At 35.5% G+C, this 24163-nt stretch carries 19 protein-coding genes; 5 read left to right on the top strand and 14 right to left on the bottom strand.

The features are described from left to right. Positions 1-136: 136 nt before the first annotated feature. Positions 137-1801 (bottom strand): alpha-glucan family phosphorylase, encoded by a 1665-nt coding sequence (gene glgP / locus E1750_RS04935; protein WP_133275704.1) that lies wholly within the window; start codon positions 1799-1801, stop codon positions 137-139. Positions 1802-2032: 231 nt separating this feature from the next. Next, positions 2033-3131 (bottom strand): peptide chain release factor 2 gene (prfB, locus tag E1750_RS04930; RefSeq protein WP_133275703.1). Its coding sequence is split into 2 segments (ribosomal slippage): positions 2033-3067 and positions 3069-3131, totalling 1098 coding nucleotides; the frame shifts between segments, so codons are not numbered across the junction. A gap of 93 nt (positions 3132-3224) precedes the next feature. On the opposite strand from prfB, the gene E1750_RS04925 reads away from it, so the two are divergent. Continuing rightward, complete coding sequence (locus E1750_RS04925) at positions 3225-4250, top strand: threonine aldolase family protein (RefSeq protein ID WP_133275702.1); 1026 nt, start codon at positions 3225-3227, stop codon at positions 4248-4250. A 64-nt stretch (positions 4251-4314) separates the two neighbouring features. On the opposite strand, the gene E1750_RS04920 is transcribed toward E1750_RS04925, so the two are convergent. After that, positions 4315-4635, bottom strand: coding sequence for a YbaB/EbfC family nucleoid-associated protein (locus tag E1750_RS04920; RefSeq protein WP_133275701.1), 321 nt, complete (start codon positions 4633-4635; stop codon positions 4315-4317). Positions 4636-4780: 145 nt separating this feature from the next. On the opposite strand from E1750_RS04920, the gene E1750_RS04915 reads away from it, so the two are divergent. Beyond that, complete coding sequence (locus E1750_RS04915) at positions 4781-6841, top strand: S9 family peptidase (protein WP_133275700.1); 2061 nt, start codon at positions 4781-4783, stop codon at positions 6839-6841. Positions 6842-6913: 72 nt separating this feature from the next. Beyond that, a complete protein-coding gene (locus E1750_RS04910; protein WP_133275699.1) occupies positions 6914-7954 on the top strand; it encodes a PLP-dependent cysteine synthase family protein in 1041 nt (346 codons plus the stop codon). 176 nt (positions 7955-8130) lie between these two features. Here E1750_RS04910 and E1750_RS04905 read toward each other — a convergent pair whose 3' ends face one another. The 5 genes from E1750_RS04905 to gcvT form a co-directional block, all read right to left on the bottom strand. After that, positions 8131-8841, bottom strand: a complete 711-nt coding sequence (locus tag E1750_RS04905) for a YebC/PmpR family DNA-binding transcriptional regulator (protein WP_133275698.1) — start codon at positions 8839-8841, stop codon at positions 8131-8133. Positions 8842-8980: 139 nt separating this feature from the next. Continuing rightward, positions 8981-11020, bottom strand: a complete 2040-nt coding sequence (locus E1750_RS04900) for a carboxy terminal-processing peptidase (protein ID WP_133275697.1) — start codon at positions 11018-11020, stop codon at positions 8981-8983. A 34-nt stretch (positions 11021-11054) separates the two neighbouring features. Further along, positions 11055-11387, bottom strand: a complete 333-nt coding sequence (locus tag E1750_RS04895) for a type II toxin-antitoxin system PemK/MazF family toxin (RefSeq protein WP_133275696.1) — start codon at positions 11385-11387, stop codon at positions 11055-11057. After that, the gene (locus tag E1750_RS04890; RefSeq protein WP_133275695.1) at positions 11368-11628 is read right to left on the bottom strand and encodes an AbrB/MazE/SpoVT family DNA-binding domain-containing protein; all 261 of its coding nucleotides are present in this window, start codon (positions 11626-11628) and stop codon (positions 11368-11370) included. The genes E1750_RS04895 and E1750_RS04890 overlap by 20 nt, the downstream gene beginning before the upstream one ends. Before the next feature lie 134 nt (positions 11629-11762). Continuing rightward, a complete protein-coding gene (gene gcvT, locus E1750_RS04885) occupies positions 11763-12845 on the bottom strand; it encodes a glycine cleavage system aminomethyltransferase GcvT (RefSeq protein ID WP_133275694.1) in 1083 nt (360 codons plus the stop codon). A gap of 356 nt (positions 12846-13201) precedes the next feature. On the opposite strand from gcvT, the gene E1750_RS04880 reads away from it, so the two are divergent. Beyond that, positions 13202-15427, top strand: a complete 2226-nt coding sequence (locus E1750_RS04880) for a DNA cytosine methyltransferase (RefSeq protein ID WP_133275693.1) — start codon at positions 13202-13204, stop codon at positions 15425-15427. Here the strand turns inward: E1750_RS04880 and E1750_RS04875 are convergent. After that, entirely contained in the window at positions 15421-16365 is a 945-nt protein-coding gene (locus E1750_RS04875) for a hypothetical protein (protein ID WP_133275692.1), read from the bottom strand. The genes E1750_RS04880 and E1750_RS04875 overlap by 7 nt on opposite strands. Positions 16366-16635: 270 nt before the next feature. On the opposite strand from E1750_RS04875, the gene E1750_RS04870 reads away from it, so the two are divergent. Then, on the top strand, positions 16636-17484 hold the full coding sequence (locus E1750_RS04870) for an NAD(P)H-hydrate dehydratase (RefSeq protein WP_133275691.1): 849 nt from the start codon (positions 16636-16638) through the stop codon (positions 17482-17484). 208 nt (positions 17485-17692) lie between these two features. Here E1750_RS04870 and E1750_RS04865 read toward each other — a convergent pair whose 3' ends face one another. The 5 genes from E1750_RS04865 to thrA form a co-directional block, all read right to left on the bottom strand. Beyond that, positions 17693-18202, bottom strand: coding sequence for a GNAT family N-acetyltransferase (locus tag E1750_RS04865; RefSeq protein WP_133275690.1), 510 nt, complete (start codon positions 18200-18202; stop codon positions 17693-17695). 11 nt (positions 18203-18213) lie between these two features. After that, positions 18214-19509, bottom strand: a complete 1296-nt coding sequence (gene thrC, locus E1750_RS04860) for a threonine synthase (RefSeq protein ID WP_133275689.1) — start codon at positions 19507-19509, stop codon at positions 18214-18216. 181 nt (positions 19510-19690) lie between these two features. After that, positions 19691-19954 (bottom strand): hypothetical protein, encoded by a 264-nt coding sequence (locus E1750_RS17900; protein WP_227873963.1) that lies wholly within the window; start codon positions 19952-19954, stop codon positions 19691-19693. 211 nt (positions 19955-20165) lie between these two features. Further along, positions 20166-21086 (bottom strand): homoserine kinase, encoded by a 921-nt coding sequence (locus E1750_RS04850; protein ID WP_133275687.1) that lies wholly within the window; start codon positions 21084-21086, stop codon positions 20166-20168. A gap of 71 nt (positions 21087-21157) precedes the next feature. Next, positions 21158-23605 (bottom strand): bifunctional aspartate kinase/homoserine dehydrogenase I, encoded by a 2448-nt coding sequence (thrA, locus tag E1750_RS04845; protein WP_133275686.1) that lies wholly within the window; start codon positions 23603-23605, stop codon positions 21158-21160. Between the last annotated feature and the right edge of the window lie 558 nt (positions 23606-24163).

Below are 24163 nucleotides of genomic sequence, written 5' to 3'. Positions count from 1 at the left end.
ATGAAAGCGTGTTTTTTAAGTATTTTGTCGTGCCTTCACAATTCGTTTGAGTTTCTTGCGAAGATAAATGATCGAGGTAAAACATTTCGCTTAAAAAAAAGCTCATTTACTTTCGTGAATGAGCTTTTTTTGATTTTTATTTGTACAACTTCTTATAATATTCGTCAACCATTCGTCCGGATTCAAAAAACGGTGCTACATGACTCATACTGGTTTCTACCAAATCCCACCATTTCTTTGGAGTGTCATAATATAATGGTAGTATTTCGTTTTCAAGCATTTCATACAGATTGTGCAAATCTAAATCATCTTGTTCATGAGTAGGCAATGTGTGGTCTACGATTGGTAAAACAAATGAATTTTGTTTTTTATTTAAATCTTTGAACTCGCGAACCCAACCGTCATTGGTCGAAAAATTGACGGCGCCATTCATCGCTGCTGTCATTCCAGAGGTTCCAGAGGCTTCTCGCGTAACTCTTGGGTTATTCAGCCAAACGTCGGCACCTTTTTTCAGTTGACGAGATAATTTCAATTCATGACCAGCCAAAACCGCCATATTTTTGATATTTTTACTAATATGTGTCAAATTATCAAAGTTATGAATCGCACCATAATCAGCAGGATATGGTTTTCCTGCAAAAATGATTTGCACCGGTCTGTCACTATTTTCTAATAATTGAATAAAACGATTGTAATCTCTGGTGATTAAATGGGGACGTTTGTAGTCGGCAAATCGTCTTGCCCAAACGATAGTGATAATATTGGGGTCGAAAAGTTTTCCTGTTTGATCCGCAACAATTTCAAAAAGCTTCGTTTTTAATCTCGTTTTTCTTTTGATCAAGGCTTCTCTGTCTTTATTCTGAAAGGCTTCTTCCAGCCAAGCATCTACCCAATATTTTTTATTTTGAGCATTTGTAATGTTAATAATCGGGCAAATCCCAGGATAATCTTTCCACATATCACGAGAAACTTCGCCGTGCAATTTTGAAACTCCGTTCGCAATGCGACTTAATCGCAGCCCAACGAGGGTGTGATTGAAGGTGTCATCATAAATTCCAGTTATTTCTCTCACTTTTTCTAATGGAATACCGTCAAAAAAGCTCAAAGAGTTTAATAAATGAATGTTATGTTTTTCATTACCGGCTTCTTCAGGAGTATGGGTGGTGAACACCATTTTTTCACGGATGGCTTCCACGCTATTGAATTTATTGTACAAATGAAACACACAGGAAAGCGCGTGGGCTTCATTCAAATGATACAGATCAGGTTCATAATCTAAAGCGTCTAATAATTTTGCGCCACCCAATCCTAAGACCATCGTTTGTGCAATTTTGGCCATCGGGTCGGAATCATACAAACGGAACGTGGTTGATTTTGCTAAATAATCATTTTCAGGCAAATCGGTGGTGAGGAAAAACATGGGAACGGTACCGAACGTCTTTGGGTTCAAATAATAAGCCGTCACCCAAACGTCGGCATTATTGATTTTGATGGTGAATTTGATATTGGTTTCTTCCAAGAAATGGTATATTTTTTCTTGAAATTGAACCCCCATCGATAGGTCTTCTTTTTTGAATTGGTCGTAATATCCTTTTTTCCATAAAATCCCAATTCCAATAACATTTTGTTTTAAGTCATGGGCGCTTCGCATATGAGAACCCGCCAAAAATCCTAAGCCTCCAGAATATATTTTCAGAGATTGGTCAATGGCGAATTCCATTGAAAAGTAAACGGCCGATTTTTTGTATTTTGAATCAAAAGCGTAAGGGTGTCTATATTTTTCAGGTAGTGTCTTGCTCATTTTATTTGTGTTTTAATTTGAAAATATGTTTCAACAAACGTATGAAATATAAAGAAATTAAGGATACGTTTTTGCTTGAAATTCAGCCAAAATAGCGATAATTTAACACTAAATACTACTATCACGTTGTAGTACATACGATATAAAAAAAACAAACCCGATCGATTTTTAAAGTCTATCGGGTTTAATTTATTTGAGTCAATCTGAAATCTGCAATCTAAAATCTGCAATCTATTCCTCCTCACGTTGTCCCATCATCATCAGGAACGCTTTCAGGAATTCGTCAATTTCGCCATTCATTACGCCGTCTACATTGCTGGTTTCGTAACTGGTACGAACGTCTTTGACTAGTTTATAAGGTTGCATTACATAATTTCGGATTTGAGAACCCCATTCGATTTTCATTTTTCCCGCTTCTATATCAGAGCGTTGTGCTTGTTGTTTTTTGAGTTCAATCTCATACAATTGCGATTTCAACATTTGCATCGCCCGTTGCCTGTTGTCGTGCTGCGAACGCGTTTCTGAGCATTGGATTTGAATTCCAGATGGTTTGTGAACCAATTGCACTTTTGTTTCTACCTTATTTACATTCTGACCACCAGCGCCGCTCGATCGAGCCGTTGTGATTTCGATGTCGGCAGGGTTGATTTCAATTTCTATGGTATCATCTACTAAGGGATACACGTACACTGAGGCAAATGAGGTGTGTCGCTTGGCATTGCTATCAAAAGGAGAAATGCGGACTAATCGATGTACCCCGTTTTCACCTTTGAGATAACCAAAAGCAAAATCACCTTCAATTTCGAGCGTCACTGTTTTTATACCAGCTACATCGCCTTCCTGATAGTTGAGTTCTCGTATTTTGTAGCCCGATTTTTCGGCCCACATCATATACATTCGCATTAACATCGAAGCCCAGTCGCAACTTTCGGTTCCTCCAGCTCCAGCCGTAATTTGTAACACGGCACTCAAACTATCCCCTTCATCCGAAAGCATATTTTTTAATTCAATTGCCTCGATATGATGTTCCGTCAGATGAAATTGTTCGTCCAATTCTTCTACTGAAAGTTCTCCTTCTTTATAGAATTCGTAGGCTAGCTGCAACTCATCGGCCATTTCGACCGCTTGGTTGTAATCTTCAATCCATTTTTTTTTGGAACGAAGTACTTTTATATATGCTTCGGCTTCTTTGGCATTGTTCCAAAAATCGGGAGCCAAGGTTTTTTCTTCCTCGTTGGTAATTTCAATTAATTTGGCATCAACGTCAAAGATACCTCCTCAACGCACCAAGGCGCTCCACAATACCTTTTATTTGTTCGGTAGTTGTCATAAATTATACTAATTTTGTCGCACAAAAATAGAAAAAATATCGGTAGGGACAAGTCGCGACTTTTCTGTACATATAGATATAAAAAAAAATGCAATGCGAATAAATTTAGTAAGTGATACGGTAACCAAACCCACTCAGGAAATGTTGCGGGCGATGTTTCGTGCAGAAGTTGGAGATGATGTCTACAAGCAAGACCCAACCGTTATTGATTTGGAGGCCAAAGTAGCCGAAATGTTTGGCATGGAAGCGGGGCTTTTTTTTCCTTCGGGAACGATGGCCAATCAAACGGCAATTAAACTGCACACACAACCAGGCGAACAATTAATAGCCGATAAATGGGCTCACGTTTATAATTATGAAGGTGGTGGGGCGTCCTTCAATAGTGGGGTTTCTTGTTGTTTGCTAGACGGAAATCGCGGAATGATTACTGCCGAACAGGTGGCAGGAGCTATCAATGATCCTGAATTTTATCACAGTCCGCTCACAAGTTTGGTTTGTGTCGAAAATACCACCAATAAAGGCGGAGGTGCTTGTTATGATTTTGAAGAATTCAAAAAAATTCGAAAAGTTTGTGATGCCAATAATTTGAAATTTCATTTAGATGGCGCTAGAATTTGGAATGCTTTGGTGGCAACCAATGATGTGCCTCAGGAATATGGGAAACTATTCGATACAATTTCAGTTTGTTTGTCTAAAGGTTTGGGCGCGCCCATTGGATCTGTTTTGCTGGCTGACAAAGCGACCATTCACAGAGCGTTGAGAGTTCGGAAAATTCTCGGAGGTGGAATGCGTCAAGTAGGCTATTTGGCTGCTGCAGGAATTTTTGCCTTAGAAAATAATATCGACAGATTAGCAGAAGATCACCGACGCGCTAAAGAAATTGGAGCAGTTTTGCAAAAGAAAAATTGGGTAGCCAAAGTAGAACCCATCGAAACGAATATTTTAATTTTTTCATTACATCCGCAAATTAGTGAGGCTGTAGTAATGGAAAAATTACACCAAAAAGGAATTGGTATCAGCTCAATGGGACACGGTAAACTGCGCATCGTTACCCATTTGGACTATCGTGAGGTAATGCATACCTATGTTTTAGAAACCTTGGAGAAAATGGTTATTTAGTTTCAAATTTAAGGTTTCAAGTTGTATATTGAAACTTGAAACCTTAAACTTGAAACCTGTTTTTTTATTTAAACATTTCATCCATTCCAGGAATCATTGGCATGTCGACTTTGGCAACAGCATCTAATTCGGCTTGGTTTACTTTTGCTGCTTTTTCGATGGCTTTGTTCAAGGTGACAATCAAATAATCTTCCAATTGCTCTTTGTCTTCCAATAAAGCATCATCAATAGCTATAGATTTCAGTTTTCCATTGGCAGTGAAGGTTACTTTCAATGCACCGTCATTGCTTTGTTCGTCGATTAAAACCGAATCCAAACGTTGTTTTGTTTCTTCTATTTTTCGTTGGGTTTCTTTTAATTTACCCATCATTCCCATCAAATCCATTTTTGTTAAATTTTAAATTTATTCATTGCAAAATTACTATATTGCAAGGTCTTATTTATTAAAATTTTGCTAAAATATAGATTCATTCTAAACTGACTTTGTGTTATTTTTGTATTGAATACTTCAAAAAAAATAAAAATAAAAAATGTCTAAAAAAATTCAACCGCCTATTGCCAAAATAGTTCCGAAAGTGATGGAGAAATTCGGTGATCTGAGAACCGACAATTACTATTGGTTGAATGACAGAGAAAACCCTGAAGTCATTGATTATCTGAAGAAAGAGAATGCTTATTACAAAAAAATGACCGCTCACACCGCAGCTTTTCAGAAAGAATTGTTCGAGGAAATGAAGAGTAGAATCAAGGAAGATGATGAGTCAGTTCCTTATTTGTACAACGGTTATTATTACATTACTCGTTTCGAAACCGGGAAAAATTATCCCATTTATTCTAGAAAAAAGGAAAGCCTTTCGGCCAAAGAAGAAATTTTATTCGATTGCAACAAATTGGCAAAAGGGCAATCCTATTTCCAATTAGGAGGTTTGAGTATTAGTCCTGACAATACATTGGCCGTTTTTAGTACGGATGTCATTGGTCGAAGGATTTATACTATTCAAGTGAAAGACTTGGAAACAGGAAAAATTCTATCTGATACAATCGAAAAAGTGTCGGGAAATGCCGTTTGGGCCAATGATAATAAGACCATTTTTTATTCGAGTCAAGACGAAGTTACATTGCGTTCGGATAAAATTTTCAAACATAAATTAGGTACAAGTCAAAGTGAAGATGTTTTGGTATATTTCGAAAAAGATGAAACTTTCAACGTTGAAGTGGCCAAATCTAAATCTAGAAAATATTTGGCAATTGAGTCCGGAAGTACGTTGACTACAGAATATCAAATATTAGAAGCTGACAATCCTGATGGAAAATTTAGAATTTTTCAAAAACGAATTCGCGGTTTGGAGTACAGTATCAATCATTATGGTGATAGTTTTTACATTATGACCAATGCCGATAAAGCGACGAATTTCAAGTTGATGAAAACCTTGGAAACCGCTACTGCTAAAGAAAATTGGACAGAAGTTGTTCCTCATAGAGAGGATGTTTTACTGGAAGATATTGAAATATTCAAAGATTTTTTGGTTTTAGACGAGCGTTCAAATGGCTTGAATAAAATTCGGATTATGCCTTGGAGCGGAGAAGGGGAATATTATTTGCCTTTCGAAAGCGAAACGTATACAGCATATACCTCGACCAATGTAGATTTTAACACCGATATTTTGCGGTATTCGTATCAATCGATGACGACGCCATCCTCGGTGATTGATTTCAATATGAAAACTAAAACCAAGGAAATCAAGAAGGAACAACAAGTTCTGGGAGGAAAATTTGATAAAAATAATTACGTTGAAGAGCGAGTTTGGGCTACTGCCAAAGATGGCACTCAAGTCCCCATTTCGATGGTTTACAGAAAAGGATTGAAGAAAGACGGCAGCAATCCGTTATTGCTTTATGCGTATGGTTCGTATGGTCATTCTATGGATGCCACCTTTTCGACCACTCGACTGACATTATTGGATCGAGGTTTCGTCTTTGCGATAGCGCACATTCGAGGCGGGGAAGATTTAGGACGAAAATGGTATGAAGACGGGAAGTTGTTGAAAAAGAAAAATACATTTACCGACTTTATTGATTGTTCCCAATTTGTAATTGAACAAAAATACACTTCAGCTGAACATTTGTATGCCGAAGGAGGTTCTGCAGGTGGTTTATTGATGGGAGCTATTGTGAATTTAGCGCCGGAATTATACCACGGAATCATCGCTCAAGTGCCTTTTGTTGATGTAATTACGACCATGCTAGACGAAAGTATTCCGCTAACGACAGGAGAATATGACGAATGGGGGAATCCAAATGTTAAAAAATATTACAATTATATGGCCTCGTATTCGCCTTATGATAATGTGCAGCAGCAACGATATCCCAATATGTACGTTTCAACTGGTTTGCACGATTCGCAGGTACAGTACTGGGAGCCAGCTAAATGGGTTGCAAAATTACGAAGCCTAAAAGCAGATGATACTGTCTTATACCTTGATACCAATATGGTTGCTGGACACGGAGGAGCCTCGGGGAGGTTTGAAGCCATTAAGGAATTGGCCAAAGAATATAGTTTTTTATTAGATTTAGAGAAAATTGAAAAGTAATTAGATTATTTTTGTTAAATTTGCAGGGATTTAAGGTTGAATAAAAAAGAGTCCTTGATTAACTATTTTTTTATGAAAGAAGAAATAAATGCTTATAATAATATTTTAGAATTAATAGGCAACACACCGCTCATTAAATTAAATAAAGTTACTGAAAATTTAAAAGGAAATTTTTACGCCAAAGTAGAAGCTTTTAATCCGGGTCATTCCACCAAAGATAGAATTGCTTTATTTATTATTGAAGAAGCCGAAAAAAGGGGAATCCTAACTCCAGGCGATACAATCATAGAAACTACTTCGGGAAATACAGGTTTTAGTTTAGCAATGGTAAGTATTATAAAAGGATACAATTGCATTTTGGCTGTTACTTCAAAATCCTCCAAAGATAAAATCGATATGTTACGGGCCTTAGGCGCAAAAGTTTATGTGTGTCCTGCCCACGTTTCTGCCGATGATGAGCGTTCGTATTACAATGTTGCTAAGCGTTTGCACGAAGAAACAAAAGGTTCTGTTTACATCAATCAATATTTCAATCAACTCAATGTTGATGCACATTACAAATCTACCGGTCCTGAAATTTGGAACCAAACCAATGGTAAAATTACGCATCTCATTGCTTGTAGCGGAACAGGAGGAACCATTTCTGGGACGGCAAAATACTTAAAAGAAAAAAATCCAAATATCAGAATTTTAGGCGTTGATGCTTTTGGTTCTGTTTTGAAAAAATACCACGAAACTAAAGAATTTGATAGCGAAGAAATATATCCGTACCGAATTGAAGGTTTAGGAAAAAACTTGATTCCTTCAGCTACCGATTTTGATGTTATCGACAAGTTTATGAAAGTTACCGACGAAGAAAGCGCGCATTCTACCAGAGAATTGGCCAAAAGCGAAGGCTTATTCGTAGGGTACACCTCAGGGGCAGTTCTTCAGGCTATTAAACAATATGCCGATGAAGGTGAGTTTGACAAAAACAGTAATGTAATTGCTATTTTCCCAGATCACGGTTCTCGATATATGAGTAAAGTATTTAGTGATGACTGGATGAATGAACAAGGTTTCTTCGATAGTATCAACGAGGAAGAAGCGCAAAAAATAGAATTTATCAAATAGTATAGTAAGTACAAAGAATTAAGACCTAAAAAACTCCATCCGTTTATCGAATGGAGTTTTTTTTATGCTCCGATTGCTAGATTGCAATCTAAAATCTGCATTCTACAATCTGCAATCTGCAATCTAAAATCTGTAACCTAAAATCTGTAATCTGCAATCTAAAATCTACAATCTGATTACTCTTCCATGGTATGATACACGTTCATCACGTCGTCATCTTCTTCCATTTTTTCGATTAATTTTTCTACATCGGCCATTTCCGCTTCGGTCAATTTTTTTGTGATTTGAGGAATACGCTCAAAACCAGAAGAAAGGATTTCTATTTGTCTGTTTTCTAATTCTTTTTGAATGGTTCCAAAGCTATTGAAAGGAGCGTAAATTAAGATGCCATCTTCGTCTTCAAAAACTTCTTCAGCGCCAAAATCGATTAATTCTAATTCTAATTCTTCAGGGTCAATTCCGCTGGCGGGAATACGGAAATTACAAGTATGGTCAAACATAAACTCTACAGAACCTTGTGTTCCCAGTGTACCGTTGCATTTGTTGAAGTAACTGCGAACATTAGCCACAGTTCTATTGTTATTATCGGTTGCGGTTTCGATTAACAAGGCGATTCCGTGCGGAGCATATCCTTCAAATAATACTTCTTTGTAGTTCGCCGTATCTTTATCGGTTGCTTTCTTGATGGCACGTTCTACATTGTCTTTAGGCATATTCGCTGCCTTTGCGTTTTGTATTACCGCTCTTAATCTCGAGTTGGCATCAGGATTTGGTCCGCCTTCTTTTACGGCCATTACAATATCTTTTCCAATTCTGGTAAATGCTTTGGCCATTGCCGACCAACGTTTCATTTTTCTTCCTTTTCTAAATTCAAACGCTCTTCCCATTACTAAATTTTTATTTTTTGAACTGCAAAAATACAGTTATTAGTTATTTATTCAAATGTTTTTTATAATTTATAAAATTGGAAAATGGGGTTCTGAAAGTGCAATAACTGCGTTTGTTTTTCCACCCTTAACACAGGAATCATTTTCCGTAATTATTGATGTCATTTAGGATGTCGACGGCTTCTTCTAAATAAGAATTGGTTTTCAACTCTTTCATTTTGAAGGCATTTATTTCTTGTAAATAGTCCTCTGTTTTCAGCTGTTCTGCATCGGAAGAGTTATTCGAAATAATGCATTTGGTTTCAGTAGCGGCGATCTTTTTCACTTTTTTCCAAAGGGTATCAATTTCGTGAACATCATTAAACACATTTTCAAAAGTGATGACCAATGGCTCTTTGGAATCGGCGTACAGCTTGTTGATTTCCTTATTTGTTGCGCTAATTTCAGTAAACACAACATTGTTTTTGGTGCGCGAATCACTTTGTTCGATGATTTTTGGATAATAGTCTTTTCTGAAGGGATAAAATCGCGCTTTCGAGTGGATCTGATTGTATTTTAATGCCGTTTTATAACTTGATTCGCGGGAAATGATGCTATCCAATAATATAGGAAATGCAATATCCGGCACAATACCTTTTATTTGATTACTGTCTCCTGTGACGCGATAGAATTTTTCCAGAGTTAATTTTATAAAATCTTGTTGATTGTTATCCAACGGCAGAAAAGTTTGCATTGATGCTTTTCCTAATGATGTACTTCCTACAATAATAGCCCGATTGTAATCCTGCATAGCACCCGCAAAAAATTCACTTGCCGAGGCGGAATTGCCGTTGATCATAATAATAATTGGCCCGTAATAAGCGCTTCCTCTAGTGTAATCTTTGAGAACGGTTTGCTTATTTCTGCTGTTTACAACCACCGATAGTGGCCCATAATCGATAAATAGGCCGGCTAGTTTTATGGCTTCTTCCATCGAACCACCTCCATTGTCCCTAAGATCAATAACCAATCCTTGGATGTTGTCCTTTTGGAGTTTTACTATTTCTTTGTACACATCATTGGTGCATCCTTGAATGCTAAAGCCATCAAAGTCGGAGTAAAAATTAGGAATACTGATGTAACCCGTCTTTATTCCCTTTTCGACAATAAAACTCGAAACGGCGTTGGCAGTAGCTTTCATCACCTGTTTTTTTAGAATAACCTCGAGCACATTTCCGTTCTTTTTTTGAATGGTCAATTGGATTTCCTCGTTTGCATCCGAAAAAATTAATTCACCAATTTTATCCAAGGGAGCACAAGCAACTAAATAATCATCTCCTTTGGTATTCGAAACTTTTAAAATAACATCGTTTTTTTCGAACTTTTTTGATCTGGCGGCTGGCCCACCGGGTACAATTTCGTCAATAATAATTTCATCTTTTTCGTTAAGCGATACATTGAGCCCTATTGATAAGCCGCTTGTTGATAAACTGGACATAAAACTGGATCTGGCATCCTGCGAAAAATAGTTGGTATGTGGGTCAAAATAGGTGCAGAAAATATTCAAAAAATCATTTTGAAGGCTGCTGCCAATGCCGTTTTTGCTTTCAAGAATAGTATTGATTTTACACAAAGTGTTTTCGAATATTTTTGCCTTTGCAAGGGATTCAAGTTTTGAAAAATTTTGCTTCAAAGAATCCAAATTAGAACTTAGTTTTGAAATATCTTCTAAAATGTCAAACTTCATTCTTTTTTTCCAAACTCTTTCGAAATCATTCGATTCTAATTCGAATGGAAATTTATTCTTAGAAAATCGAACGGTGTCTTTGCCATTGTATTCAAGGGTTTCAGCCTTTATTTTTAGAATAGTTGCTTTTTTTCTTTCTAATGCAAATTGATACATCGACGCAAAATCATTCATAAAGGAACACTCATTTTGCAAGATATAATTATCAATATTTAGCCTGTGTTTGCGGAGTTTTTCGTATTCTAATTTGGTAAAAAGGTTTCTGTTTTCATCCAAAGCATCTATAAAAGTGTCAAAAACATAGACCGATAAACTATCGTCAACGGGTTTGGGTTGGAAATGTTCGTGCTGGATTAAAGAATTGATTTTGGAAAGTAGTTCACAAGTTCTTGCGCTATTTTGACCAAATAGGGAAAAGGAAGATAGGAAGAGCAGGAGTGAAAACTTTCTCATTTGTGGATTTTATGGAGTGCAAAAATTAGTGCATTTACTCATTAAAAAATTCAAAAAGCAAATTATTTATAGTAGTTCTCAAGGGTTTTTCAATCGCGCCGTCAGTTTTGACGATTCTGCTTTTGTCAATGCTTTTGATGTGGTCAAAGCACAATTCTCCGGCAATACCTTTGTGTTTAGTCGATATTCTAAAAGGAAAACCTTTGGGTTTAGAGGTAAACGGTACGACCACAATTGTATTCATGTACGTATTTACACTGTTTGGTGAAACTACTAAGCAAGGTCTTACTTTCGAAATCTCACTGCCTTTGGTAGGATTTAAATCGACTAAAACAATATCCCACTTTTTATATATCGTCGATGCCATCAGCGAGAGTAGTGTCAAAATCGGTCAATTCATCTTCGGTTTCTATGGTCATTTTTGCAAGTATTTCGTTCCATTTACTGCGTGGCGGTACACTATCTTTTACGGGCTTAATGGTAACTGTGTTGTTTATGAATTCTAAAACAACCTCTTTTGTACCTAAAGCGGTAAGATATTCTTTAGGAATTCTTACCCCATTAGAATTTCCTATTTTTATAATCTGTGTTTGACGTGTTTTTATCATACTACAAATGTAATTACTTTTGTTATTACTTATGAGTTTTAATTTAATTTTTTAACCAATTGAAAACCATTAGCGTCTGAGCTTTGTTTTTGGGATAACGTCTGCTGAATTAAAGTTACTTTTGAAACTAGCTTTTATTTCTTATAAAAAGGCAATTTCACTACTTTGGCCATCACCTCATTTTTTCTGATTCTAATAAAAATAGTACTGTCAATTGTACTGTTTTCAGTAGTAACATAACCTAGACCAATTCCAATATTCATAGAAGGTGACATTGTTCCCGAAGTTACAATTCCGATAACGTTGCCCTCTGCATCTACAATTTCGTAATCGTGTCTTGGTACGGCACGTTCTTGCATTTCGAAGGCGACTAATTTCTTAGAAACTCCCGCTTCTTTTTGTTTTTTCAAGTTCTCAGAATTGGTAAAATCCTTAGTAAATTTGGTAATCCAACCCAAACCTGCTTCGAGTGGCGAGGTCGTATCGTTGATGTCGTTTCCGTACAAACAGAACCCCATTTCCAAACGCAAAGTGTCACGAGCGGCAAGACCAATTGGCTTGATTCCGAAGGCTGCACCTGCTTCAAAAACTTTGTTCCAAATTTGTTCCACTTCGGCATTTTTGCAATAAATCTCAAAACCTCCAGAACCGGTATAGCCTGTTGCTGAAATGATTACGTGGTCGATTCCTGCAAATTCGCCCACTTCAAAATGATAATAGGCAATTGCCGATAAATCGACAGAAGTCAAGGATTGCATAGCTTCAACCGCTTTTGGTCCTTGAATGGCCAATAAAGAATAATCGTCTGAAAGGTTTTTCATATCGACGCCCAAATCATTGTGACTTGAAATCCAATCCCAATCTTTGTCTATATTCGAAGCATTTACAACTAATAAATATTGCTCGTCTTTTATTTTGTAAACCAATAAGTCGTCCACGATTCCACCGTCGTTGTTGGGTAAACAGGAATATTGGGCACGACCGATGGTCAAGGTTGAAGCATCATTCGAAGTTACTTTTTGAATCAATGCCAATGCATTTGGTCCTGAAAGTAAAAATTCCCCCATATGCGAAACATCAAAAACACCAACACCAGTCCGAACGACTTCGTGTTCCGCATTGACGCCTTCGTATAAAATAGGCATATTGTATCCAGCAAACGGAAGCATTTTGGCTCCCAAACTCTCGTGTATGTGCGTCAGCGCAGTATTTTTCATTGTCGTTTGATATAAAATTTGAAGCGGCTAATTTATTGAATATTTATGGAGTGGCAAAGGTTTTTGTTTTTAGAATATTTGTACTTTGATCGGTCACAGACTGATTCACACATTCTCGAAGTCGGAGACTTTAAGGAGCGGGGGTGAATGACTTTATTATGCTTTACATAGGAGTAGCTGTTATAGTGTAAAAGGCGCAGTCCATTAGTTTTTAGCAGAACTTTCTATTTGAATTACAACAATGCTTTTGTTGAATTTCAATACCTTACAGAATAATTTGTAAAATAAATGCTTTTTTTCTTGCGAAATAAAAATTTGTCCGTACATTTGTCCGTATCCGTAAAATCGTCCGTAATATGATAAATGTAAAATTTTACCTTGATAAAGCTGATAAAAGTAAAAGGTTTCCAATTCATCTTGTTTTGCGTCAAAAAGATTTGCAAATTAAAGTTGCAACTGGTGAGAAAATAATGAAAAAAGATTGGGACAACACAAATCAGTTAGTAAAAGAAACAGAATATTCTCATAAATCAATTAATAAGTTTTTACTTTTCTTAAAGCAAGAAGTAGAAAAATATTTTGAGATTGAGCCACACACAAACTTCACAGATAAAAAAATCAAAGAAAAAATAGCTTCTTTAGTTAATAGTAGAAGAGCCAACACAGATATTAATATAGTTTCTGAAACACCAACAGAATATGAAACAAAAACTAAAGTGACTTTTGTGGATTTATTCGCTGGAGCAGGTGGATTTAGTGAAGGTTTTCTACAAGCTGAATATGGTAATAAATATTATGATTTTAGGTTAGCTAGTGATATTAACGAGAATTGTGAACTCACACATTTGGCAAGATATAATTATCAACTTGGACTAGATGCTGAATTTCTTCGACAAGATATTACCGAACCAGATTTTTTAGATAATTTTCTTAAGAAGATTGGAAATAAAGAAATTGATATTGTTTGTGGCGGACCGCCTTGTCAGAGTTTTAGTTTAGCAGGAAAAAGAAAAAAGTTTGACAAAAAAGATGATTTATTTGCGCATTATTTGAAGGTAATTAGACAATTACGACCAAAGTATTTTGTAATGGAAAATGTCAAGGGGATTTTGACAAAAGAGCAAGGCAAAATAAAAGAAATGATTTTGCAAGAAATTAGGTCGATTGTTGATTTGAAAGAATTTAATCAACTTATATTTTTTGTTTCAAATCTTAAAAAAAACGATTTAAAAAATTCTTTTATTTTGGATTGTTATAATTTGCGTTTACAATTTGAAAAGTCAACAGATAAAGAATTGGATAATTTAAAGAATACTTACATTCATAATTTAGAAAATAAGTTTAGGCTTTTAACACCAAAAATTGTTGACTATAAAACTAGTAAAACAGACAAAAATATTAGCACAATCCGTCACGGATTTAATCTCTTGAAAAGAGTTAAAGAACTCGAATATATTAGAAAAAAAGTGATTAATGAAAAAGCATTTTCTAATTTAGACAATGATTTTTTTGCAGATAATTTTGATGTTTTTTTAACTTCTATTGAGTCTGAAACTATTATTGAAAAAATTCATAATTCTTTTAATAATTTAAAACCCAATAATATTTACATAGAAGAAGTAAATCAAATTATTACTGCGCTTGAAATTTTTGATTATTCTTTTGATGAATGTGTTAAAGGACTGAACTCATTCGTAGTTAATGCTAATAAAGAAACTGAATTTGAAACAATTTTGTCTAAAATTAGGTTATATAATATTGAGCAACCATTTGTTGCATTAGCATCAAATTATGGAGTTCCTCAAAATCGAGAACGAGTTTTGTTTATTGGTTGTAGAAAAGATCAAAAGTTGATTAATAATGTTCCGTCAACTGTAAATCAAAACGATAAAGTAAATGTTTTTGAAGCTATTTATGATTTAGATTTTATTGGAAACGATGACGAAAGATTTGATTATGAAAAAATCAATTTAAAAGCTCAATATAATGGTTCAACTGAAAAAATGAAATCATTAATAAAAAAGAGAAATGTTGACGGAAAACCAAATGAAAATGATGGTTTAAGCTATTCAGATTGGTCAAAAAAAGGTCGTTTAAATGGAAGATTTGCAAATGCGAAAAATCCATTTTACGTTAGAAATTTTGAAGAACTTGAAAACACTTTAACACATCTTGTTGCTCCTTTGCAAAATCATAAAACTAGTAAGCAAAATGAAGATGTTATTAAAAGATTAGATGTAATTCTAAAGTCGGGTAATTATGAATCTGCAAAATCAAATCTCAAGGAAATTGGTTTAGAATCAGATAAACGAAATTATACAGTGTTGAAACCTGAAAGTCAAAGTTCTACAATTATGACAATTGCAGATGATTATATTCACTATTCAAATCCAAGGTCATTAACTGTTCGAGAAATGGCAAGATTGCAATCGTTCGACGATTCATTTGTTTTTCAAGGAAAGCGTTCAACAGGTGGAAATAAACGTAAATTTGAAGTTCCTCAATTTACATTAGTTGGGAACGCAGTTCCTCCACTTATGGCTAGAGCGGTAGCTCTAGAAATTTTGAAGAACATTCAATAGAGACCAAAATAAGATAACGAATTATTTGCTGTTAATTCTGGTATTGCAGCTCTAATATCTGTTCTTAAGCCAGTTCTTGAGCCAGACTGAAAATTATTTGTAAAAATTTCTTTTAATGATTTGGCAACATTTTGGATGCTAGGATTACCCCAATAGTTACCGCCAGATAAATTTGTAACTCTTTTTACTGCAACTCCATTAGGATTATAAACTGTATTTTGATTTGATGGAACTGTAACAAAAGAATAACTAAAACTTTGAGCATTCTGTATATTATAACCATTTCTGCCAATTGTAATATTTCTGCCTCGAAATCCTCCAGCCGAATATATCATATCCCATAACATTGGAATTTGAGCATTGTCATTCCAATTTGTTTTACATTGTATAATTCCAATTTCAAATTGATTAAAATCTTTTTCAGCTAGATGATTTGTTAGTTCAAGATTAAATTTGTTTCTCAAAATTGGTTGAATTTGAATTCCCAAATTATTTAGAATGTTTAATTGATTTATGTTTGTGTTGTATTCGGGTAAGTCTGGAAAAACTAGTATTGTTATATCAGATTCGGTATTACAAGCAAAATTTCCATAATTTACAGTTATTGCATCTTGTATTGCTTTGGGAACAATACTCATTTTTTTCACAGCAACAACTCGACTTCCAGCGGTGCAGAGGTTAATATACCAACAAACTAAAGATTCCCAAGCAGTTCCACTTGCTGACAATTCTCCTTGACCTCTTCCTCCGCCACCAGTTGACCTAAAAATATCTGATAAATGGTCTCCAATATTTAAGATTTCATTTTCAGTATAATTATTTCCTAAAAGTCTTAAAATTTCTGGTTGCCACGTTCTCCAACAATTTTGATATGTATTTGTGCTAAAAACATTTTCAATTGCTAATTTTCTTAATTGGTCGGGAATAGTATTGTACATTTTTATATAAATCTAAATTTCGGTAAATATCGTAAAATTTATTTTAAACTTCATTTATCAAAAAAATGTTGTTATTTGTATTATTTTTTTTATCTCGCATATACTCGCGCATATACACCCAAAATCGGGTAGATTGGCGCTATACAATTGCAGATTGTAATGGTTATTCAAACTTAATGATTTTTCTTGCAGAAACCTATTAAATAAAAATAAATTCTACCCACTTTCATTCATTTAATTTTTGTATTTTTAACGAACAAATCGTATTAAATGAAAGCAGTAATTCCAATTGACAAAACCGAAATTCTCAAAAGATATAAACCCATAAATGCGCATACCCACAAAGGGATTCAAGGTCATGCATTAATCATTGGCGGTAGTTATGGCAAAATAGGAGCGATGACTTTAGCTTCTATGGCCTGTTTGAAAACGGGTTGCGGGTTGGTTACCGTATTTTTGCCACGTTGTGGTTATAGAGTTCTGCAAATTGCCAATCCAGAGGTGATGGTTTTGACGGATATTGCGGTAAAATATATTTCTAAAATCATCCTCAATTTTGTTCCCCAAGCCATCGGTCTTGGCCCTGGAATTGGACAGGATATCGAAACGCATACTGCCATACATCGTTTTATAAAAACCAATACAGTTCCCTTGGTGATAGATGCTGACGGATTGAATATTATGGCACAGAACAAGGACTGGCTGACTTTTTTGCCTAAAAAAACCATTTTTACACCACATCAAAAAGAATTAGAGCGCCTTATTGGGAACTGGGATTCTGAAGCCGATAAATTCAAGAAAACCATCGCTTTTTCAAAACAGAATAATCTAATACTAGTAATGAAAGGTGCCCCCACTTATATCATCGACGGTGATGCAATATATAAAAACACCACTGGCAATGCCGCTTTGGCAACAGCCGGAACTGGCGATGTCCTCACAGGAATGATTACAAGTTTAATGGCACAATCTTACGAACCCATTGATGCCGCAATACTTGGAGTTTATCTCCACGGACTAACTGCAGATATTGCACTGCCTGAAACGGGGTATCAGTCGTTTATCGCTTCGGATGTGATCAAGTATATTGGGAAAGCCTATTTGAGCTTGGAAAAGTAATGGTAGCTAAAAGGCATTTACTTTTAAAGAAGAAAAAAAGAAGGTAGCCACGAATTACACCAATTGGCACTAATTTTCATCAAATTTAGAATTGAATTACACTACTTCTATTTATTTCAAGACTTCGTGAAATAAAAAATAGTTGTAATTCGTGTTTATTAGTGTAATTCGTGGCTAAAAATTTTTAAAAGCGAATGCCTTCTGGTAGCTACAGCATTCTTTTTTCCAATACCATAAACTCCAAAGGTTCTTTGGTGGTTTGACTAAAAACTTCACTTACCGGAAAAGGTTCTCTTAGTCCTGTATCTACAAAACCCTTGCGTTTGTACCACGAAATGAGTTCTTCGCGAACAGAAATTACGGTCATAACAATTTTAGGAAGTCCCAAATCCGAAGCAAAAACTTCAGCTTGTTGCATTAATTTTTTTCCAATACCACTATTTTGTAACTCTGGCGAAACGGTCAGCATTCCTAAATACAATTCATTCTCTTTTTCTTTCAGCAATACACAACCTAGAATCTGGTCGTTTTCGAAGTATTTTAGAAGGCTGTTTTTTTTGTCTTGAAGGATCTCCATTAATTCTGCTTCAGTGGTTCTTTTGCCTTCTAAAATATTGGCTTCTGTAGTCCAACCTTTTTTAGAATATTCACCCCGATAAGCTGAATTTATTAGTTTATTTAATGCATAAACGTCTTCGATAGTTGCTTTCGTAATCATAAAGTTACTAATTAAACGGTTTCCAAAAACGCCTTCAATTCCTCGTAAGTTTTGATTTTTACGCTTACTTTTTCTTTATTCAACACGCTTTCTATTTGAGTTGGAATTGGTAATTGAATGTTCAAAGCAGGTTCTACCACATCCAAAAACTTGATGGGGTGCGCAGTTTCTAAGAAAATTCCAATCGCGTTTGGATGGTTTTTCAGTTCTTTTTTCAAACCTAAATAGCCCACAGCGCCGTGAGGTTCTGCAATATAACCATCGGTTTTGTAGATGGATTGCATCGCTTCTAAAGTTTCGGCATCGGTATATGAAAAGGAAGAAAAATCTTTTTTGAAAAGCTCCAAATCGTTGTTGTACATTTCTTGGATTCGGATAAAGTTACTTGGATTTCCTACGTCCATCGCATTCGAAATCGTCGCTTTGGAAGGTTTTGGATCGTAATTTCCGTTTTCCATAAATCTCGGAACCGTATCATTTACATTGGTCGAAGCCACGAAATGTTCGATGGGCAAACCTAATTTTTTGGCAATAATTCCAGCACAAATATTCCCGAAATTGCCACTTGGACAAGAAAACACCAAAGGTTTGTTTTGCGATTTCAATTGCTTGTAAGCAAAGAAAAAGTAAAACATTTGTGGCAACCATCGAGCAATATTAATCGAGTTGGCCGAAGTTAAGTTGTGGTGTGCCAGACTTTCGTCCAAAAATGCTTTTTTGACCATATCTTGACAATCGTCAAAAACACCATCGACTTCCAATGCTTTGATATTTTGTCCCAAGGTGGTTAATTGTCTTTCCTGGATGTCGCTCACTTTTCCGGAAGGATAAAGAATCACCACTTCAACCCCTTGAACTCCTAGAAAGCCACTCGCAACCGCTCCTCCGGTATCTCCAGAAGTAGCCACTAATACGGTATTTTTATTGTCTTTTTTGTCTTTGTTGAAATAACCCAAACAGCGGGACATAAAACGAGCACCTACGTCCTTAAAGGCCATTGTTGGTCCGTGATACAATTCCAAAGCATAAATTCCTTCTTCTACTTTCTCAGTTGGAAATTCGAAACAAAGGGTTTCGGCGATGATTTGTTTCAAGGTTTCGGCAGGAATTTCGTCGCCTACAAATTGTTGAATGGCTTCAAAAGCAATTTCCTCGTTGCTTAAGTTCTCTATATTTTCGAAAAATTCTTTGCTTAAAGGAGTGATTGATTCTGGAAAATACAATCCTTTATCGGTGGCTAATCCTTGAATTACGGCTTCTTCGAAAGAAACTTTCGGGGCATTATGATTTAAACTGTAGTATTTCATTTCTAAATTTTAGATTTTAGATTTTAGATTTTAGATTTTTTAGCAATTTGCTTTACATCTGGAATCATCAATCTAAATAGTTTTTATTCTTGTATTTTATTTTTCAATAGAAATTTTTTGGCTTCTAACTTTTAACTTAGTATATTTTTTCAACGCTTAACGAGGTTTTGAAACTAGACATTTAAGCAAAATAAATTGCTGAAGCCAAGAGTGGGATTGTAATTATTAATGAAATTAATAATGGTTTCCAAATTTTCTTACTTTCAAAGATTTGTTCTTTCGGAATATATAATCCAAAATAAAATTCAGAAAGGACTAAACCACCAATTAGATTGGCCAAAAATGTATATGTAGAAACATCCTTTTCCATTAACCAAGCTACCAAAAATGGCAAAACAGTAAGAAATATCGAAGTATTTAAAACTGTTTTAGCTTCTTTTTTCATTCCAATTTCTTTCAAATTTTGAATTAAAAGAATTCCTCCAAAAATTGAACTGAAAAAAATCGAAAATCCTAAAATTGCTTTTTTGGAATAAAATTTAGGTATTTCATTTTGTTCTCTTTCAAACGAATTTACTAGTTGATTAGTTTCCATTTACATTTTTTCAATTTACTATTCGTTTCTTTTTGATTACTGCCATCGTATTTCTAACTTCTTATATTACACTCACACCATCTGCATTCACTTTCGAAACGTGAATTTCATAGGGCAAATTGATTTCATCATAGACTTTACTCATCGCCTTCGCGATTTTTTCGGCGTTTTCCTTTCCTTTGCTCAATGCAAAAATAGAAGGACCTGAACCTGAAATTCCTGAACCCAAAGCTCCGTTTTCGTATGCGGCTTTCTTAATCAAATCAAAACCAGGAATCAGCATACTGCGAATGGGTTCGATGATTTCGTCGTGTAAGGAACGTCCAATCAATTCGTAATCCTGAGTATACAAACCGGCGACTAATCCGCCTACATTTCCCCATTGGGTGATGGCACTTTTCAGCGAAACGGTTTGTTTCAATACCGATCGTGCATCCGAAGTTTTCAACTCAATTTGTGGATGAACGACAGTCGCATACAATTCGGATGGGCTGTCAATTTTGATAATATCCAAAGGATCCGAACTTCGTACCAAAGTAAAACCGCCCAATAGGCAAGGGGCAACATTATCGGCGTGGGCATTCCCGCTCGCTAATTTTTCGCCTTGCATTGCAAATTGCACCAATTCTTTTCGGGTAAAAGGACGACCCAGCAATTCGTTGATTCCAAAAACAGCTCCTGCTGAACTAGCCGCACTGCTTCCGATTCCGCTTCCCGCTTTGATGTTTTTGTAGATTTCGATTTCAAAACCAAATTCTGTTTCTACTTCTTCCAGTAGTGCCAATGCCGCCACTCCCGAAACATTTTTCTCGGTTTCCAAGGGTAAATTGGCACCCACAATTTTAGTAATTCGAACACCTTTTACGTCTGATTTTCGAATTATCATTTCGTCACCTGCAGTGGCTAAACACAATCCGAGCACATCAAATCCGCAGGATAGGTTGGCTATGGTAGCAGGGCAAAATAGTTTTATTTCATTCATATTTTTATTTTTTCGTATTGTAGAGACGTTGCATTGCAACGTCTCTACCGCAACGTCTCTACAATGGTAATTTAAATATTTCCAATTCGGATTACGTCGGCAAAAATTCCTGACGCCGTCACCGCAGCACCTGCACCGGCCCCTTTGATTAATAAAGGTTGGTCGATATAACGGTCTGTGTAAAATTGTACAATATTGTCTTTTCCTTCCAAATTATAGAACGGACTTTCTTTCGGGATGAATTCCAATCCAACTCTTGCCTTTCCGTTTTCGAAAGTGGCAACAAATTTCAATCTGCTGTCTTTGGCTTTGGCTTCAGCCAAAAGGTTTTCGAAATGCGAAGCGTGTTTCACTAATGATTTGAAAAAATCCTCGTTGTTGGTTGTCGCCATACATTCTGCTGGAAGAAAAGAATTGTTTTGAATGTCTTCAATTTCCATTTGATAGCCACTTTCGCGAATAAGTATCAGAATTTTTCGGGCTACATCCACACCACTCAAGTCAATTTTTGGGTCAGGTTCGGTAAATCCTTGAACTCCGGCTTCTTTTACCACATCGTGGAAGGAATTATTTTCGTCGAAATTGTTGAAAATAAAGTTTAAACTTCCGGATAAAACCGCTTGGATTTTGTTCACTTTATCACCTGAAGCGATTAAGTGTTTCAAGGTGTCAATGATTGGTAATCCTGCGCCTACATTGGTTTCAAATAAGAAAGGAGCATTGTATTGACGAGACAGATTTTTTAATTTTTTATAATTATCATAAGCTGATGAACACGCAATTTTGTTGCAAGTTACCACGGCGATATTATGTTTTAAATATTGATTATAGGTTTGCGAAACAGCTTCATTTGCAGTAATATCGACAAAAATACTATTGCGTAAATTAAGGGATTTCACTTTAGAAATAAAGGCTTCTTTATCGGAAGTTTCACCATTTGATAATAGCGATTGCCAGTCTTTCAGCGGCATTCCATCTTCGTCGAAATACATTTTTCTGGAATTCGAAACCGCAATAACTCTTAGGTTTATTTTTAGATTTTCTTTCAAGAATTTCTTTTGTTGATTAATTTGTTCGATAAATTTTTCGCCCACGTTTCCAACGCCCATCACGAACAAGTTCAACTGTTTGGTGTTTTCCTCGAAGAAGTTTTCGTGCAGCGTATTTAATGCTTTTTTTACGTCTCTTTCGTTGATGACAACTGAAATATTTCTTTCGGAAGCTCCTTGAGCTATGGCTCGGATGTTGACATTATTTTTACCCAAAGTACTGAACATTCGACCACTCAAACCTTGGTGATTTTTCATATTTTCGCCTACCAAAGCGATAATGCAAAGGTCTTTTTCGACGATACAAGGATCGATTTTGTTTTGAGAAATTTCTTGTTGGAAGGCTTTATTAATAGAAAATTCCGCGTTGTTGGCATCTGAATTCAAGATTCCAATACAAATAGAATGTTCAGAAGAAGCTTGGGTAATAAAAATAATGTTGATATTTTCGTTGGATAAAACTTCGAACAATCGTTTCGAAACTCCGGCAACCCCAACCATTCCTGAGCCTTCTAAAGTGATTAAAGTGATATTATCGATATGACTGATTCCTTTTACTGGACTGGTATGCGAATTATCTTCGTTAGAAATAAAAGTTCCGATAGCTTCTGGTTCAAAAGTATTTTTAATCCAAATGGGGATATTTTTCTTGAAAACAGGTTGAATGGTTGGTGGATACAATACTTTGGCGCCAAAATGCGACAACTCCATTGCCTCCTGATACGAAATAGTGGCAATGGGTTGGGCTTGTTTTACAATTTTTGGATTGGCAGTAAACATTCCGTTGACATCAGTCCAGATTTCCAATTCAGAAGCGTTCAAAGCACCAGCCAAAATGGCTGCTGTATAATCAGAACCACCACGACCTAAAGTTGTTCCAATTCCTTCTTCTGTAGAAGCAATAAAACCGGGCATCACGACGATTTGAGACTCATTTGAGGCGTAATAATCGGCAATTAATTCATTGGTAATTTCAAAGTTTACGGCTGCTTTACCAAAGTTAGTATTGGTTTTTATGAGTTCGCGACTGTCTTTGTATCCTGCATTTTTATGGTTTTGCTTGAAGGCTTCGGCGATAATGTAAGAAGACAATAATTCGCCAAAACTCAGTATCGTATCCGAAGTTCTTGGTGATAGTTCGCCCAAAAGGAAACATCCGTCTAATAGGGTTTCTAGATGATTGATGATTCTTTTGATGTGGCTTAGCAAACCGCTTTGTTCGCTCACTGGGATTAATTCTTTGATGGCGTCCAAGTGTTTTTTCTCGATTTCGGCGACAATTTCTTTGTAACTTTCGTCATTTGCAGCTGCTTTTTGCGAAGCAAGAACTAATAAATCGGTAACTTTGGTAAAAGCAGAAACGACTACAATAACTTTTTCTTGGGCTGCTTTTTTGATTACTATATCTAAGACTAATTTTATGTTTTGCGCATTGGCTACTGAAGTTCCGCCAAATTTTAATACTCTCATTGTGTTGTTATATGTTTATTTTATACTTAATTGTTTTTTTTTTTACCACATAGGAAAAATATTTTCGAAACTATAAAAGTTTTACATAGAAAATAATTTTGCACATAGCAGCTATGAATTCTATCTAAAAGCAAAGCTTTTTCTTTATTTATTACTCAAAATCTATGTTGCAACATCTATCAGAACTATGTGGTTAAAATGTTTTACAAGCATTTCTAGTAAATATTAATATTATTTTAAATGCAACTTTTTTTATGCATCTATGAACTCTCTTCATTTCGAAAAAAGCAGGTAAACTGGATAATATGTAAAAATGTATACCCCTAAAGGGTAGTGGTAGATGTAGTGGTGAAAGTAACAGCAACTGCAACTCTAGTTTGAGCTGTTATCGAAGAATGATATGTTTTGTTGTTATTTTTCATATTGATTTTTCAAAAGTACTGATTTTCACAAAATAAAAAAAAGCTTTGGGGCTGTTTTTGCGAATATTTTAAAAAACAGCGTTTGTAAAAATGAATATTTAAAATTTTACTAATAAAATCTTGTTTATTAATATTG

This window comes from Flavobacterium nackdongense (genome assembly GCF_004355225.1).
Lineage (GTDB): Bacteria > Bacteroidota > Bacteroidia > Flavobacteriales > Flavobacteriaceae > Flavobacterium > Flavobacterium nackdongense.
The sequence above is the reverse complement of the archived record's forward strand: the minus strand, read 5'-3'. Positions and strand labels throughout refer to the sequence as shown.

Excerpts from the sequence above, each read along its gene's own strand:
- glgP (WP_133275704.1), bottom strand. The coding sequence starts at position 1,801 with ATGAGCAAGACACTACCTGAAAAATATAGACACCCTTACGCTTTTGAT.
- E1750_RS04925 (WP_133275702.1), top strand. The coding sequence starts at position 3,225 with ATGCGAATAAATTTAGTAAGTGATACGGTAACCAAACCCACTCAGGAA.
- E1750_RS04920 (WP_133275701.1), bottom strand. The coding sequence starts at position 4,635 with ATGGATTTGATGGGAATGATGGGTAAATTAAAAGAAACCCAACGAAAA.
- E1750_RS04915 (WP_133275700.1), top strand. The coding sequence starts at position 4,781 with ATGTCTAAAAAAATTCAACCGCCTATTGCCAAAATAGTTCCGAAAGTG.
- E1750_RS04910 (WP_133275699.1), top strand. The coding sequence starts at position 6,914 with ATGAAAGAAGAAATAAATGCTTATAATAATATTTTAGAATTAATAGGC.
- E1750_RS04905 (WP_133275698.1), bottom strand. The coding sequence starts at position 8,841 with ATGGGAAGAGCGTTTGAATTTAGAAAAGGAAGAAAAATGAAACGTTGG.
- E1750_RS04900 (WP_133275697.1), bottom strand. The coding sequence starts at position 11,020 with ATGAGAAAGTTTTCACTCCTGCTCTTCCTATCTTCCTTTTCCCTATTT.
- E1750_RS04895 (WP_133275696.1), bottom strand. The coding sequence starts at position 11,387 with ATGGCATCGACGATATATAAAAAGTGGGATATTGTTTTAGTCGATTTA.
- E1750_RS04890 (WP_133275695.1), bottom strand. The coding sequence starts at position 11,628 with ATGATAAAAACACGTCAAACACAGATTATAAAAATAGGAAATTCTAAT.
- gcvT (WP_133275694.1), bottom strand. The coding sequence starts at position 12,845 with ATGAAAAATACTGCGCTGACGCACATACACGAGAGTTTGGGAGCCAAA.
- E1750_RS04880 (WP_133275693.1), top strand. The coding sequence starts at position 13,202 with ATGATAAATGTAAAATTTTACCTTGATAAAGCTGATAAAAGTAAAAGG.
- E1750_RS04875 (WP_133275692.1), bottom strand. The coding sequence starts at position 16,365 with ATGTACAATACTATTCCCGACCAATTAAGAAAATTAGCAATTGAAAAT.
- E1750_RS04870 (WP_133275691.1), top strand. The coding sequence starts at position 16,636 with ATGAAAGCAGTAATTCCAATTGACAAAACCGAAATTCTCAAAAGATAT.
- E1750_RS04865 (WP_133275690.1), bottom strand. The coding sequence starts at position 18,202 with ATGATTACGAAAGCAACTATCGAAGACGTTTATGCATTAAATAAACTA.
- thrC (WP_133275689.1), bottom strand. The coding sequence starts at position 19,509 with ATGAAATACTACAGTTTAAATCATAATGCCCCGAAAGTTTCTTTCGAA.
- E1750_RS17900 (WP_227873963.1), bottom strand. The coding sequence starts at position 19,954 with ATGAAAAAAGAAGCTAAAACAGTTTTAAATACTTCGATATTTCTTACT.
- E1750_RS04850 (WP_133275687.1), bottom strand. The coding sequence starts at position 21,086 with ATGAATGAAATAAAACTATTTTGCCCTGCTACCATAGCCAACCTATCC.
- thrA (WP_133275686.1), bottom strand. The coding sequence starts at position 23,605 with ATGAGAGTATTAAAATTTGGCGGAACTTCAGTAGCCAATGCGCAAAAC.